Origin of the sequence: Kitasatospora sp. NPDC058170 (assembly GCF_042883905.1) — a bacterium.
Lineage (GTDB): Bacteria > Actinomycetota > Actinomycetes > Streptomycetales > Streptomycetaceae > Kitasatospora.
Genome location: NZ_JBHVUV010000022.1, coordinates 63,465 through 76,537 on the forward strand (window position 1 = coordinate 63,465; position 13,073 = coordinate 76,537).

The following is a 13,073-nucleotide window of genomic DNA, read 5'->3' on the forward strand; positions in this document are numbered from 1 at the left end:
CACCGGACCTCATCCGACCATGGAGCGCCAGGCCCGGATCGAACGGACTCTTCCTACTGAAAGTAGGACGTGCTCCAGTAGCACCTCTGACGCCTGTCCGAGAGATCATTGCCTCTCGACGGGAAGAACACTACCAGGCCGGAAACCCCCGCCCGAACCCGAGGAGAACAGCGCATGACGATCGCTCACCCCGCCCCGCCCGAGGCCGTCCCGTACACCGCGGACGGGCGGTTGATGGACGTGCACCGGCCGGACTCCGCCACCGGGCCGGTGCCGGTGGTGCTGCTCTGGCACGGCCGCGGGCCCGACGAGCGGGACGTGATGCGGCCGTTGGCGCGCGAGGTGGCCGCGGCGGGGCTGCTGGTGCTCGTGCCCGACTGGCGCTCCGACAGCGCGGACGGCGGCCGGGAGCACCTGCTGGCCTCGCTCGACCACGCCCGCCGCACGGCGGCCGCGTACGGCGGCGACGTGGAGCGGTTCGTGCTGGCCGGCTGGTCGATGGGCGGCCGGGAGGCCGTCGCGGTGGCCACCCACCCGACGACGGTGGACGGTTGGCGTCCGACGGCCGCGGTGGGGATCGCCTCCAGCTACCACTCCCCCGCCGTGACCACGGGCGCGGCCCCGCTGGAGGTGCTGGCCGCCGGGCCGTCCCCGGTGCCGGTGTGGCTGGTGCACGGCACGGCCGACGACGTGCTGGACGCCGACCGGACCAGGGAGTTGAGCGCCGCCCTGGTCGAGCAGGGGTCGTCGGTGGTCCTGGAGGAACCGGCGACGGACCACGCCGGGGTGGTGCTCACCGAGTACGACCCGGCGGCGAACCGGTGCCTGCCGGCGCGGGCGGAGCACGCGGTGCAGGGCGGGCTGGCCACCGCCCGGGTGCTGGCGGCGGCCGCCGGTGTCGCCTACCTGCCGTGCGGGGGTGGCAGCACCGGCGTGTGAACGAGGACCCGCCGCCGGCCCGGGTGGCTCGGCGGGCGGCGCAGGGCCGTGGCCAGGGCCGTCGCGAAGGCCGTCAGGAGGGCGGCCAGCAGGGCCACCTCGACGGGCATCGCGACGGGCATCCGGTCGCGGTCGCGCACGTGGTCGGGTGCCTGGTCGGGTGCCTGGTCGGGTGCCTGGTCGGGCAGGCGATCCGGGTGGGACGGCATGGCGTGACGCCTCCTCAGTGGCCGATCGGCAGCAGTCGGACGTGGTGGCGTTCCAGCGCTTCGAGCTCCCGCTGGAGCGGCGGCTTGGGCACGGCGAGGACCGGGCAGTCCGCGTGGCGGACGCAGTACGCGGTGACGGACGGGCGCAGCACCCGGGCGAGCGCGCCCCGGCGGCCGGCGCCGAGGACGAGCACGTCGCCGGGCCGGTCGGCGACCTGGACCAGCGCCTGGCCGGTCTCGCCGCGGACGGCCTGGCTGTGCAGCGGCACACCGGCGCGGGCACCGCCGAAGGCCTCGTCCAGCGCCTGGCGCAGCCGGGCGGCGGCCGCGTCGCGGCAGGCGCTGAGCAGGGGCGGGCACGGGGAGCGGCGGTAGCCGAACTCGCCGCCGACCGGGGTCCAGCAGTGCACGGCGAGGACCTCGGCGTCGATGCGGCGGGCCTCGGCGACGGCGTGGTGCAGGGCGGCGAGGCTGCCGAGCGAGCCGCTGACGCCGACGACGATGCGGGGCTGCCCCGGCTGGAAGGCTTGTTCGTCGGCGTGGATGTCTGCCATGGCCCGGTCCCGTCCCTCTGGCGTGCGGTGGAGTGCTGCTGGTTCCAGCAAACCCGGGGCGGGGAGGGCGGGAGCCCTCGTTGACGGGGCTCTGACGCGTTCGCCGCCGATCCGTACGCCGCTCTGACGCGCCCGAGCCGACGTGCCCGCCGCGGCGGGGCTGCTTCGTACACGGGAACGGGGGTCCGCCCGGGTGCGCGTCCGCCCCGCGCGGCGGGGCCGGCGGGGCGGATCGGGCGGGTCCGTGGTCAGTGGGCGGGCGTCGACTCCGGGGCGGCGAGGGCGTGCCGGAGGACGCGCCGGCGCTCCCGGGGGTCGGGGGTGGCGAGCGCCGCGGCCAGCACGGCCATCCGGGCCTGGCCCGCGCGCAGCGTGCCGGTGGGCAGGGCGCCGGCGGCGACCAGGTCGACCGCGCCGCCCTCGGTGTAGATCTCGGCCACCGGGCCGGACGGCACCCGGGTGGTCAGGGCGACCAGGACGCCCTGGCCGATCGCCTCGGTGACGGCCTCGACGAACTGCGGGGTCGCGTTGCCGGCCCCGGTGCCGACCAGCACGATGCCCTGCGCCCCGGCGGCGACGGCCGCGCGCATCAGCAGCGGATCGGCGTCGATGTGGTGCATCACCATGTCGACGCGGACCGGCGCCTGCGGCAGCGGGGGCAGCGGCAGGGCGGTCGGCCGGGCCGGTTCGGCGCGCCTGGTGACCTTGGTGAAGCCGATGTCCCCGACCGGCGTGCCGGAGAGGTCCCCGAAGGCGTCCAGGTCGAGGGTCTCGGTCTTGACGGTGCCGCGGGCGGCGTGCACCACGCCGTTGAAGACGATCAGGGTGCCGAGTCCGGAGACCGTCGACGCCGTCACCAGGGCGTCCCGCAGGTTGCCGGGCCCGTCGCCCTCGGCCGCGTCGTGGGGCAGCTGGGCGCCGGTGAACACCACCGGGCGCGGGTCGCCGTGGTGCAGGTCCACCAGGAACGCGGACTCCTCCAGGGTGTCCGTGCCGTGGGTGACGACCACGCCCGCGACCTCGGGGTCGGCGAGCTCCCGGTGCACCGCGTGCAGCAGGGTCAGCTGGTGCTCCGTGGTGAGCCGGGGGCTGTTGACGTTGAAGAGGTCGACCACCTTCACGTCCACGCCGTGCGGGACGGCGGCGGTGGCCAGGACCTCCTGGCCAGGGGTGTCGGCGGCGTAGCCGGTTCCCTGCCAGCGGCTGGCGATGGTGCCGCCGGTGGTGATCAGGACGACCCGTTTCACGGCGTGCCGTCTCCCTTCGGGATCGGTGGGGGCTTCAGGATGGTTCGGCAATATCCTCGCAAGGATAGGAAAATATGCGCGCACGGCGATCGCCAATTCCCGCTTGATCAGGCCTGCACCGTGGTGGATTCTTGCGCCATGGACGAGATTGACCGACAGATCTTGCGCGAGCTCCAGCAGGACGGCCGCCTGAGCAACCAGGAGCTGGCCCAGCGGGTGGGTCTGACCGCCTCGCCGTGCATGCGCCGGGTGCGGCAACTGGAGCAGGACGGGGTGATCGAGGGCTACCGGGCGGTGGTCAACCCCGAGGCCGTCGGGCGCGGCTTCGAGGTCCTGGTCTCGGTCGAGGTCCGGCGCGAACGGGAGGCGGTGGAGGCCTTCGAGGAGGCCCTGCAGGACATCCCCGACGTGGTCGAGGCGTACCGGCTGTTCGGCAGCCCCGGCTGCCTGCTGCGGATCGCGGTGGCGGACCTGCAGGCCTACGAGCGGCTCTGGATCGAGCGGCTGACCTCGCTGACCGGGGTGACCGAGGTGAACTCGCAGATCATCATGAAGCGGATCAAGGAGCCGCGCGGGCTCCCGGTGGGCCGGACGCCGGGCCGCCCCGGGTAGGCCCTGTCCGGCCTGGGGCTGCTCCGGCTGCGAAGCGGACGCGGGTGCGCGGATCCCGCCGGCGGAGGACCGCGGGAGCCGTAGAGCGGATGGTGATCGGCCGTAGATGTCGGCCGATGAAGCTTTCGGCAGGCGGCACACCACGGCGGTGCGCCCGACCCGAAGGAGTCGGACGACTCCGACCGGCCGCCCGCCGACCGCTGACGCACGGCACCGCCGGCGGGCGGGCCGTCGCCGTGCACCCGGCGGCCGGCCCAGCACCGAGGAGACCCCATGACCAGCACCACGGCGACGACGGCCGCCCGGTGGCGCAGCATCCAGGTCCGCTACTACGCCGAGGACAAGGACGACCTCGTCCTCGACGCCGTCCGCCCCCTCTTCCGCCGCTTCGCCGGGGAGATCGGCCGCCCGTACCTCACCCGGCACTGGCGGCGCGGGCCGCACCTGCGGCTCGACTTCACCGCCACCGAGGAGGACTGGCAGGGCACCGTGCTGCCCGGCGCGCAGCTCGGGCTCGCCGAGTACCTGCTCGGCTCCCCCTCCACCGCCGTCCTCGACCAGCGGGCGCACTTCGCCGCGCACCAGCGAATGGCGCGGGCGCAGGACGAGCAGGGGCCGCTGTTCCCCTGGCATCCGGACAACAGCCTGCAGACCGAGCCGCACGACGACCGGTCGCACGTCCTCGGCAGCCGGCAGCTCGCCGACCTGCTCGACGACGCGTACGCGGCGAGCTGCGAGCAGCTGTTCACCATGCTGGAGCGGGTGCGCGGCGGACACGACAGCCGCAGGGGCATCGCGCTGGACCTGATGTTCGCGTTCGCCCGGGTGAGCGGCCAGGTGAGCGGCCAGGCGAGAGCCCGGGCGGGCGCGCCGCCCGCCGGCCGCGGGTTCGGCTCCTACCGCGCCCACACCGAGCGCTTTCTGACCCACTGCCGGAACCCGTCCGCGGTCCGGGCCGCGCTGGACGTGGAGTACCGGGCCCGCCGGCCCGCGCTGGAACGCCGGCTGACCGCCGTCCTGGAGACCCTGGACGGCGACGGACAGGTGCCCTTCGTGCGGTGGTGGGCGCGACACACCGCCGAGGTCGAGGCCGCCGCCGAACCACTGCTGGAATCGGGGCGGATCTCCCTGGACCGCGGCGGGGCACCACCGGCGGAGCCGCCGCAGGGGCAGCCGCCGGCGGGCGGTCCGGCCGCCGCCGTGGACCTGCTGCTGCTCGACCCGGCCCACCCGCAGGAGGTGCTCGCCGGCGTCCGGCACCAGAGCCACCGGATCGCGGCCAACGTGCTCTGCTCCCACCTCGACCGGCTGGGCATCGGGCCGAGGCAGCGCTTCGTGCTCTGCCATCTGGCCGCCAGCACCGCCGAGGACCTCTTCGGGATCCCCGCGCCGGTGCGGGGCCGCGCCTGCGCCGCCCCGCACCCCGCCCCGCGTCCCGTCCGGGCCCGGTCCGCCCCGGCCGGGCCCCTTCCGGCGAAGGAGCTCCGATGACCACCTACGTCTTCGTCGGGCCCACCCTGCCCGCCGCGCGGGTCGCGGCCCTCGCCCCGGGCTCCGTCGTGCGCCCGCCCGTCGCCCACGGCGACCTCTTCCGGCTCGGCCTCGGGCCCGGGGACACCGCCATCGTCGTCGACGGCCACCACGACCACGCGACGGCCGTCCGGCACCGGGAGGTCCTCGCCGCGCTGGCCGCCGGGGTCCGGGTGGTGGGCTGCGCCGGCCTGGGTGCGCTGTGGGCCGCCGAGCTGCGCCCGTTCGGCATGATCGGACACGGCGAGGTCTTCCGGATGTACCGCGACGGCGTCATCCACGCGGACGACGAGGTCGCGGTCGCGCACGGCGACGGGCCCGACTACCGGCGGACCAGCGAGCCGCTGGTGAACATCCGGCACACGCTCGGCGCCGCCGTCGCGGCCGACGTGCTGACGGCCCCGCAGGCCGCCGCGCTGCTCGACGCCGCGCGCGCCCTGCCGTACCACCGCCGGAGCTGGCGCGCCGTCGAACGCACCTGTGGCGGCGCCGACTTGCGGGGGCTGCGGGAGTTCCTGACCGCCCGGCCGGAGCACGCCGACCGCAAGGCGGCGGACGCCTCCGACACGCTCGCCCGGCTCACCCTGCTGGACCGGATGGTGCCGCCCGCACCGCCCGTCGCCGCCGACCGCGCCACCGCCCACCGCGCCACCCCCGCCCCCGCCCCCACCCCCACCCGGCGGACGCCCTCGGAGTCCTGAGCGCGCCGCCCCACGACGTGGGGCGGGCCCACCCCCGGCCCGCCCCACTCCCGCCCTCCCCGTCTCCCCCGGCCCTTCGCGCCTCCCGCTCCGTCAGGCCGCCGCCGCGCGCCAGACGAGGCGCGCCACCGACGCCCCCGCCGTCACACCGGTCGTCCGTGTGCCCACCCCATACCGGGTATCCATGGCTAGGATGATCCACCTGTCACCATCGGGAGGGGATCGTGACCGCCGGACTACGGCCGGTCACGACGGGGAAAGGGAACGCGGCATGGAGGGGGTGGTGCGGTTCTCGGTGCTCGGCGCCATGCGGATCGACCTGGGCGGGAGCGACGTCCCGGCGGGACCGCCGCAGCAGCAGGCCATGATCGCCGCGCTGCTGCTGCGCTCGGGGCGCTCGGCATCACTGCACGAACTGGTCAGCACGGTCTGGGGCGACCACGCCCCCGACTCGGCCGTGACCAGTCTGCGCACCTACGTCTGGCGGCTGCGGCAGCGGCTGGAAGCCGAGTGCTCCACCCCCCGGATCCTGCTCTCCACCGGCTCCGGCTACCGCCTGGCGGTCGCCCCCGCCGACGTGGACGCCTACCGCGCCGAGGAGCTCGGGTCCGAGGCGGCCCGGGCCCGCGCGGCCGGCCGGCACGAGGACTGCACCCGGCTGCTCACCGAGGCCGTCGCCCTGTGGCGGGGCGAGCCGCTGGCCAACGTCCCCGGCCCGTTCGCCGCACAGCAGCGCGGGCGGCTCGCCGAACTGCGGCTGATGCTGCTGGAGGAGCGGTTCGACCACGACCTGCTGCTCGGCCGGCACGCCGCGACCGTCCCGGACCTGACGGCGTTCACCTGCGAGCACCCGCTGCGCGAACGCCCGTACGGCTTCCTGATGGAGGCGCTCTACCGGTGCGGGCGGCAGGCCGAGGCGCTCGCCGTCTTCGCCCGGGCCCGGCGGCTGCTCGCCGAGGAGCTCGGGGTCGAGCCGGGGCCGGAGCTGCGCGACCTGCACCAGCGCGTGCTGGCCAACGACCTTCCGGTCCGCGAGCTGCCACCGCCCAGCGCGCCGGACTCCCCTGCGCAACCGCCCGCCGCAGCTGCCACCGCCGCTGCCACTGCGGTCGCCGACCCGCCGCCGGCGCCCCCGACCGTCCCGGCCGCCACCCCGGCCGCCGCCCTTCCCGCGGCGCCGCGCCCGGCCCAGCTCCCGCCCGACACCTCCGACTTCAGCGGTCGCGACGAGGCGGTCGCCCGGCTCTGCCAGGCCCTGCCCGGCCAGGACGACGGCGCCCTGACCGTCGCCTCGGTCAGCGGTATGGGCGGGATCGGAAAGAGCACCCTGGCCCTGCGGGTGGCCCACCGGATCAAGGAGCGCTACCCGGGCGGCCAGCTCTACGCCGACCTGCGCGGCACCGGCGCCGACGCGGCCGACCCCGGCGCGGTGCTGGGGAGCTTCCTGGCGGCGCTGGGCGTGCCCGGCCAGGAGATCCCCCGGGCCCTGGAGGACCGGACCAGGCTCTTCCGCACCGTGCTCGACGGCCGCAGTGTCCTGCTGCTGCTCGACGACGCCCGGGACGACTCCCAGGTCAGGCCGCTGCTGCCGGGATCCGCCGCCTGTGCGGTGGTGGTCACCAGCCGGGGCCGACTGGCCGGACTTCCCGCCACCGCCCACGTCCACCTGGGCGTCTTCGAGACCGACGAGGCCCTGGGGCTGCTCCGGCGGGTGATCGGCGCGGAGCGCGTCGACGCCGAACCCGACGCCGCCCGCGAACTGGTCACCGCCTGCGCCAATCTGCCGCTCGCCGTACGGATCGTGGCCGCCCGGCTCGCGGCCCGGCCCGGCTGGACGGTGGCGAGCCTGGTCGACCGCCTCGGTGACGAACGGCGCCGGCTGGCCGAACTGCAGGCCGGCGAGCTCGCCGTGGCCGCCGTGTTCGAGCTGGGCTACCGACAGTTGACGATCCGTCAGGCCTGGGCCTTCCGGGCGCTCGCACCGGTCGCCGGGCCGGGCATCGGCCTCGGCGCGGCCGCCGCCGCGCTCGGCCTCGGCCAGGAGGAGGCCGAGCCGCTGCTGGAGTCCCTGGTGGACGCCGCGCTGCTGGAGTCACCCTCGGCCGGCCGCTACCGCTACCACCAGCTGGTGCGGTCCTTCGCCCGCCACCTGCCCGCGCCGACGGCCGACGGCCCGACACCCGACGGCCCGGCACAGAACGGCCCGATGCAGGACGGCCCCGCGCAGGAGGACCCGGAGCAGGTGCGCCGCCGGCTGCTCGACCACCTTCTCGGCGCGGCCGGTTCGGCCTTCCAGCAGATGGTCCCGGGCGACCCGGTGCACACCACGCTCGCCTCCGGCGACCCGCAGGGCCCGCGCTTCACCGATCTCGCCGCCGCCCGCGCCTGGGTGACCGAGGAGTTCGACGGCGCCGTCCACGTCATCCAACTCGCCGTCCAGGAAGGGACGGCCGCGCCGTCACTGCTCGACGGCGCGGCCGACCTGCTCATCGCGCTCAGCCCGTTCGGCCGCGACATCCCGTACGGCCAACTGGCCGCCTCCGCCGAGGCGGTGGCCGAACGGGCGGAGGGCCTCGGGGCCGACCGCGCGGCCGGACGCGCCCTGTTCGTCTGCGGCAACGCCGCCCTGCAGACCACCCGGCTGGCGGCCGCCGACGCCTACACCCGGCGCGCGGCCGAGGCCTGCCGCCGGGCCGGCGACACCGTCATCCTGCGCCAGACCTTCAACGACCTCGGCGTGATCGCCCAGTTCGAGCAGCGGTACGCGGACGCCGTGCACTGCTTCGACCAGGCCCTGGCACTCGCCCGCCGGACCGGCCACCGCTCCGGCGAACTCACCGCGATGCTGAACGCCGCGATGGCACGGTTGCGCAGCGGCCGCGCCGAGGAGGCGGTGGCCGCCTGCGACGAAGCCCTGGTGACGCTGCGTCAGGTCTCCGACCGGCACGGCACCGCGCACGCGCTCTGCGTGCGGGGCCTGGCGCTGCACGAGTCGGGGCGGTACCAGGAGGCGCTGGACGGCTACCGGGAGTGCCTCGCGCTCTGCGACACCTGGCACATCCCCGGCCAGGCGGCCCAGGCCCGCTACCGCGCCGCCGCCACCCTGCACGCGCTGGGCCGGCTCGGCCCGGCCCGGGAGGAGGCCCGGCGGGCCCTGGCCCACTACCGCGAAACCTCCGGCAGCGACCGGGACCACGGCCACGCCCTGCTGGTCCTCGCGCAGATCGAGCTCGACCTCGGCCGCACCGAGGAGGGCCGGGCCCACGCCTCGCAGGCCCAGGCCGTGTTCACCGGCATCGGGCTGCCGGACGCCGCCCGCGCCGAGGCGGTCGCCGCCCGCGCGGGGCGGGCCTCCGCGGGCTGAACCCGGCGGGCCGGGGCCGGACAGGACGCGTCAGGACTGGACGGGTCAGGGCTGGGCGGGTCAGGGCGGGGCGGGTCAGGGCGGATCAGGCCTTGGTGTTCCACTCGGACGTCCCGCTCGGCGGCTGCATCCCGTCGTGCTCGGCGGCGAGCGCGCCGACGGTCCCGTTCCCGTTCCGGCCTGCGCCGGTGTCGGCCCCCGGGGAGGTGGCGGCCGCTCCGAGGACGGCCAGCACCACGGCCGCGAAGGCCGGCAGCAGGATCGGTGTACGGCGGCGGAGGGACTGTGCAGGTCGCTTCATGAGATGACTCCCGGTCGTCCTTGGGCGGTCTGGAGGAGGTGCTCGGACGCCATCCTCACTCCCGGAGATCTACATCTCATCTACACGCCCTGTCCCACCCGTCCCCTGAGCCCCACGGGTGCGGGCAGCGTCCGGACGGGCGGGCGGAGTCGGGTCACCCGGGCGGCGGGGCGGCGCGCTCCCTACGCCAGCCCCGCGAACAGGCCGGCGTGCCGGGCGGCCGAGAGGGCGTGTCCGGCGCAGCGTTCGAAGTAGACGCTCAGCAGCGCCGCGTCCACGGCGTCCGTCCGCTCGACCGAGGACGTCCCGGCGAGCAGCTGCCCGTACAGCAGGCGCTGCCGGTGGCCGATCTCGTTGAGGCCGCCGTGCAGATCGGCGAGCACCCCGGGTTCGGGTTGCGCCAGTGCCTCGCCGGCCATGGCGACCATGGCGAGCGCGAGCGCGCTCATGCCCTGCAGGGGCAGCCGCACGGCGTCCGGCAGCGGCCCGTTCGCCTCGCGGGTCCGCGCCAGCTCGGCCACCCGTGCGGCGAGCTCGGCCAGTTGCCGGGCCTCGCAGCCGACGTGGACCTCGGAGACCACCTCCCTGAGGTAGACCGAGGTGTCGCGGCGCTCGGCGAGCAGGGTCGCGGAGTCCTTCTCGACCTCCCCGCGCAGCGGCCGGAGCGCGTCCTCGACGGCGGCCAGCTCCCGGGCGATGACGGTGGTGTCGGCGCCGAGCGCCGCCTCGGAGGCGTGGCCCAGCGCGTTGCGCGCCAGCCCGAGCAGTGCGACCAGCCGGCCGGCGATTGCGGAGTCGGTGTGCGCCATCGGTGGGCTCCCGTCTGCGGCGTGCCCCCTTCCATGGAAGCACCCCACCCCGCCCCACCGCCTCCGGCGGCGCCCGCCGCACGCGGGGCGGGCGCCGGGGCCGGGCTCCGGTCAGCCGAGCGGGACGTCCAGGAGCGCCTTGCGGTGGCTGAAGGTCGCGATCGAGTGGCGGCCGTGGTAGGCACCCACTCCGCTCTCGCCGACGCCGCCGAACGGCAGCTCGGGCACCCGCAGGTGGGCCATCGGCAGACCGAATCCGAGCCCGCCCGAGGAGGTCTCCTCGCGCAGCCGGCGCCGCGTGGTCTCGTTGCCGGTGAAGCCGTAGAGCGCCAGCGGCTTGTCCCGGTCGTTGATGAAGGCGATGGCCTCGTCCAGGTCGGCGACCTCCACGATCGGCAGGACCGGGCCGAAGATCTCCTCCCGCATGACCGGGGCGTCCGGCGCGACCTCGGCGAGGACGGTCGGCGCGATGTAGCGGTCGGCGCGGTCGTGGCCGCCGCCGGTGACGGTCCGGCCGGAGCCGAGCAGCGCGGCGAGCCGGTCGAAGTGCCGCTCGTTGACGATGCGCCCGTACCCCGGGGACCGCTGCGGGTCCGCGCCGAAGCGCCGCTCCACGGCCCGGGCGAGGGCGCCCTCCAGCCGCCGGGCGGTGGCCGGGTCGGTGAGCACGTAGTCGGGGGCGACGCAGGTCTGGCCGGCGTTGGCGAACTTGGTGGCGGCCAGGCGCTCGGCGGTGGCGTCGATGTCCGCGTCCCGGTCGACGAAGACCGGCGACTTGCCGCCCAGCTCCAGGGTGACGGGGGTCAGGTGCTCGGCCGCGGCCCGCATGACGATCCGGCCGACCGTGCCGTTGCCGGTGTAGAAGATGTGGTCCCAGCGCTCGGCCAGCAGGGCGGTGGTCTCCGGCACGCCGCCCTCGACGACGGCGACGGCCTCCTTGTCCAGGTACGCGGGGATGAGCCGGGCGAGCAGCGCCGAGGTGGCGGGCGCGAGCTCGCTGGGCTTGACGACGACGGTGTTGCCCGCGGCGAGCGCGCCGGCCAGCGGGACGAGCAGCAGCTGCGCCGGGTAGTTCCAGGGGGCGATCACCAGCACGGTGCCCAGCGGGTCGAAGCGCGTACCGGCGGTGGCGGCCGGGCCGAAGACCGCGGTGACGTCCACCTGCTCCGGGGTCAGCCACTCCTCCAGGTGGGCGAGGGTGTGGTCGATCTCCCGGATCGGCAGGTCGATCTCGGCCGCGGACGCCTCGGCCCGCGGCTTGCCCAGGTCCTGGTGGAGGGCGGCGGCGAGGCCCTCGCCGTTCTCGGCGATCAGGGCGCGCAGCCGGTTCAGCTGCTCGACGCGCCAGGCGAGCGGCTTGGTGCGGCCGCTGCGGAAGGCCGCCCGGAGCCGGGCGACGAGCTCGGTGGGCTGCTCCGCGGTGGCGGGCTGTTCGACGGTGGCGGGGGTGCTCAAGAGGTGCCTCGCAGGTGCGGTGGGTGGTGGTGGCGGGCGGCGCCGGACGGCAGCAGGCCGGTCAGCAGCGCGGCGACGGCGGGCTCGAAGAGCTCTGCCGCGTCGGGGCGGCCCTCCAGTCCGACGACCAGGGCGATGCAGATGTCGGCGGCCCGGGCCGGGTCCGGTGTGCCGGCGGCGGCGAACTGCCCGGCCAGCAGGGTGCGGAGGTCGGCGGTGAAGTCGCGGCAGATGTCGCCGAACAGCCGGGCCCGGGCGTCGAGGAGTTCGGCGGTGTGCGGCGAGTCGCCGCCCAGGTCCAGGACCAGCCGCAGCTTGGCGGCCAGCACGCCCCGGATCCGGTCGCCGGGAGGCGCCCCGGCCGCGGCCGCCTGCCGGGCCCGGTCGAGGGCCTGCGTGTGCAGGCGCTCGGCCAGGCGGCGGAAGGCGTCGTCCTTGTTGCGGACGTACAGGTACACGGCCGAGCGGGAGATGCCCGCCTCCGTGGCGATGTCGTCGACGGTGGTGCGCCGCACCCCGTACCTGGTCAGGCAGGTGTAGGCGGCGTCCAGGACGTCGGACAGCCGGTCGGCGGCGGGCACCTGTCAGCCCAGTCGGCCGAGGAGTTCGGCGGCCAGGGGGGTGGAGGAGGCGGGGTTCTGGCCGGTGACGAGGTTGCCGTCGGTGACGACGTGGGGGGCCCAGGGGGCGCCCTCCTGGAAGTCGGCGCCGAGCTGGACGAGGCGGTCCTGGAGGAGCCACTTGGCCTGGTCGGCGAGGCCGGCCTGGGTCTCCTCGGCGTTGGTGAAGCCGGTCAGGCGCCGGCCGGCGAAGGGGGAGGTGCCGTCGGGGCGGACGGCGGCGAGCAGGGCGGCGGGGCCGTGGCAGACCACGCCCAGCGGCTTGCCGGACTCCAGGGCGGCGATGAGCAGCCGTCCGGAGTCGGCGTCGACGGCCAGGTCCTCCATCGGTCCGTGCCCGCCGGGGTAGAACACCGCGTCGTAGTCGGCGAGGTCGACCTCCGCCAGCTTCAGCGGGGCGGCGAGTGCGCCGATGCCCGCCAGTTCCGTGCGGATCGCGTCGGCCTGCTCCTGGCCGCCGTTGACCCCGGCGGACAGGCTGCCCTGGTCCACGGTCGGCACCACGCCGCCCGGGGTCGCCACCACCACCTCGTGACCGGCCGCGGTGAACGCGCGGTGGGGGGCGACCAGCTCCTCCGCCCAGAAGCCGGTCGGGTGCCTGGTGCCGTCGGCCAGGGTCCAGTGGTCGGCACCGGTGACAACGAAAAGGACGGTCTTCGCCATGGCGGGGTTCCTCACGGTCGGTGGAATGGCGCTCTGACGTTCCGGGTGCAGATCGTCAGAGCGGCGATG

13 protein-coding genes are annotated in these 13,073 nt (G+C 76.0%); 5 read left to right on the top strand and 8 right to left on the bottom strand.

All coding sequences use genetic code 11. The features are described 5' to 3' along the window. Positions 1-174: 174 nt before the first annotated feature. A complete protein-coding gene (locus tag ACFVVX_RS24500; protein WP_387948739.1) occupies positions 175-939 on the top strand; it encodes an alpha/beta hydrolase in 765 nt (254 codons plus the stop codon). Here the strand turns inward: ACFVVX_RS24500 and ACFVVX_RS24505 are convergent. From ACFVVX_RS24505 to ACFVVX_RS24515, 3 genes are all read right to left on the bottom strand, one after another. After that, positions 903-1,148 carry a hypothetical protein gene (locus ACFVVX_RS24505; protein ID WP_387948740.1) on the bottom strand — a complete coding sequence of 82 codons (246 nt, stop codon included), beginning with the start codon at positions 1,146-1,148 and terminating at the stop codon, positions 903-905. The two genes, ACFVVX_RS24500 and ACFVVX_RS24505, sit on opposite strands and share 37 nt — an antisense overlap. A gap of 14 nt (positions 1,149-1,162) precedes the next feature. Continuing rightward, positions 1,163-1,702, bottom strand: coding sequence for a universal stress protein (locus tag ACFVVX_RS24510; protein WP_387948741.1), 540 nt, complete (start codon positions 1,700-1,702; stop codon positions 1,163-1,165). 248 nt (positions 1,703-1,950) lie between these two features. Next, the gene (locus ACFVVX_RS24515; RefSeq protein WP_387948742.1) at positions 1,951-2,949 is read right to left on the bottom strand and encodes an asparaginase; all 999 of its coding nucleotides are present in this window, start codon (positions 2,947-2,949) and stop codon (positions 1,951-1,953) included. A gap of 138 nt (positions 2,950-3,087) precedes the next feature. Here ACFVVX_RS24515 and ACFVVX_RS24520 point away from each other — a divergent pair, with 138 nt between their 5' ends. From ACFVVX_RS24520 to ACFVVX_RS24535, 4 genes are all read left to right on the top strand, one after another. Next, a complete protein-coding gene (locus ACFVVX_RS24520; protein WP_387948743.1) occupies positions 3,088-3,561 on the top strand; it encodes an Lrp/AsnC family transcriptional regulator in 474 nt (157 codons plus the stop codon). 273 nt (positions 3,562-3,834) lie between these two features. Continuing rightward, positions 3,835-5,052, top strand: coding sequence for a thiopeptide maturation pyridine synthase (locus tag ACFVVX_RS24525; protein WP_387948744.1), 1,218 nt, complete (start codon positions 3,835-3,837; stop codon positions 5,050-5,052). Continuing rightward, the gene (locus ACFVVX_RS24530) at positions 5,049-5,792 is read left to right on the top strand and encodes a TfuA-like protein (RefSeq protein WP_387948745.1); all 744 of its coding nucleotides are present in this window, start codon (positions 5,049-5,051) and stop codon (positions 5,790-5,792) included. The genes ACFVVX_RS24525 and ACFVVX_RS24530 overlap by 4 nt, the downstream gene beginning before the upstream one ends. A 271-nt stretch (positions 5,793-6,063) precedes the next feature. Further along, complete coding sequence (locus ACFVVX_RS24535; RefSeq protein ID WP_387948746.1) at positions 6,064-9,156, top strand: BTAD domain-containing putative transcriptional regulator; 3,093 nt, start codon at positions 6,064-6,066, stop codon at positions 9,154-9,156. 85 nt (positions 9,157-9,241) lie between these two features. Here ACFVVX_RS24535 and ACFVVX_RS24540 read toward each other — a convergent pair whose 3' ends face one another. The 5 genes from ACFVVX_RS24540 to ACFVVX_RS24560 form a co-directional block, all read right to left on the bottom strand. Then, positions 9,242-9,457 carry a hypothetical protein gene (locus tag ACFVVX_RS24540; RefSeq protein ID WP_387948747.1) on the bottom strand — a complete coding sequence of 72 codons (216 nt, stop codon included), beginning with the start codon at positions 9,455-9,457 and terminating at the stop codon, positions 9,242-9,244. A gap of 182 nt (positions 9,458-9,639) precedes the next feature. After that, a complete protein-coding gene (locus tag ACFVVX_RS24545) occupies positions 9,640-10,266 on the bottom strand; it encodes a hypothetical protein (RefSeq protein WP_387948748.1) in 627 nt (208 codons plus the stop codon). Between the two features lie 111 nt (positions 10,267-10,377). Further along, positions 10,378-11,721, bottom strand: a complete 1,344-nt coding sequence (locus tag ACFVVX_RS24550) for an aldehyde dehydrogenase family protein (protein WP_387948749.1) — start codon at positions 11,719-11,721, stop codon at positions 10,378-10,380. After that, the gene (locus ACFVVX_RS24555) at positions 11,718-12,302 is read right to left on the bottom strand and encodes a TetR/AcrR family transcriptional regulator (protein WP_387948750.1); all 585 of its coding nucleotides are present in this window, start codon (positions 12,300-12,302) and stop codon (positions 11,718-11,720) included. The genes ACFVVX_RS24550 and ACFVVX_RS24555 overlap by 4 nt, the downstream gene beginning before the upstream one ends. 3 nt (positions 12,303-12,305) lie before the next feature. Further along, entirely contained in the window at positions 12,306-13,004 is a 699-nt protein-coding gene (locus ACFVVX_RS24560) for a type 1 glutamine amidotransferase domain-containing protein (RefSeq protein ID WP_387948751.1), read from the bottom strand. Positions 13,005-13,073: the final 69 nt, after the last annotated feature.

Coding starts and splice junctions, on each gene's coding strand:
- ACFVVX_RS24530 (WP_387948745.1), top strand. CDS start 5,049: ATGACCACCTACGTCTTCGTCGGGCCCACCCTGCCCGCCGCGCGGGTC.
- ACFVVX_RS24560 (WP_387948751.1), bottom strand. CDS start 13,004: ATGGCGAAGACCGTCCTTTTCGTTGTCACCGGTGCCGACCACTGGACC.
- ACFVVX_RS24520 (WP_387948743.1), top strand. CDS start 3,088: ATGGACGAGATTGACCGACAGATCTTGCGCGAGCTCCAGCAGGACGGC.
- ACFVVX_RS24510 (WP_387948741.1), bottom strand. CDS start 1,702: ATGGCAGACATCCACGCCGACGAACAAGCCTTCCAGCCGGGGCAGCCC.
- ACFVVX_RS24525 (WP_387948744.1), top strand. CDS start 3,835: ATGACCAGCACCACGGCGACGACGGCCGCCCGGTGGCGCAGCATCCAG.
- ACFVVX_RS24535 (WP_387948746.1), top strand. CDS start 6,064: ATGGAGGGGGTGGTGCGGTTCTCGGTGCTCGGCGCCATGCGGATCGAC.
- ACFVVX_RS24545 (WP_387948748.1), bottom strand. CDS start 10,266: ATGGCGCACACCGACTCCGCAATCGCCGGCCGGCTGGTCGCACTGCTC.
- ACFVVX_RS24540 (WP_387948747.1), bottom strand. CDS start 9,457: ATGAAGCGACCTGCACAGTCCCTCCGCCGCCGTACACCGATCCTGCTG.
- ACFVVX_RS24505 (WP_387948740.1), bottom strand. CDS start 1,148: ATGCCGTCCCACCCGGATCGCCTGCCCGACCAGGCACCCGACCAGGCA.
- ACFVVX_RS24500 (WP_387948739.1), top strand. CDS start 175: ATGACGATCGCTCACCCCGCCCCGCCCGAGGCCGTCCCGTACACCGCG.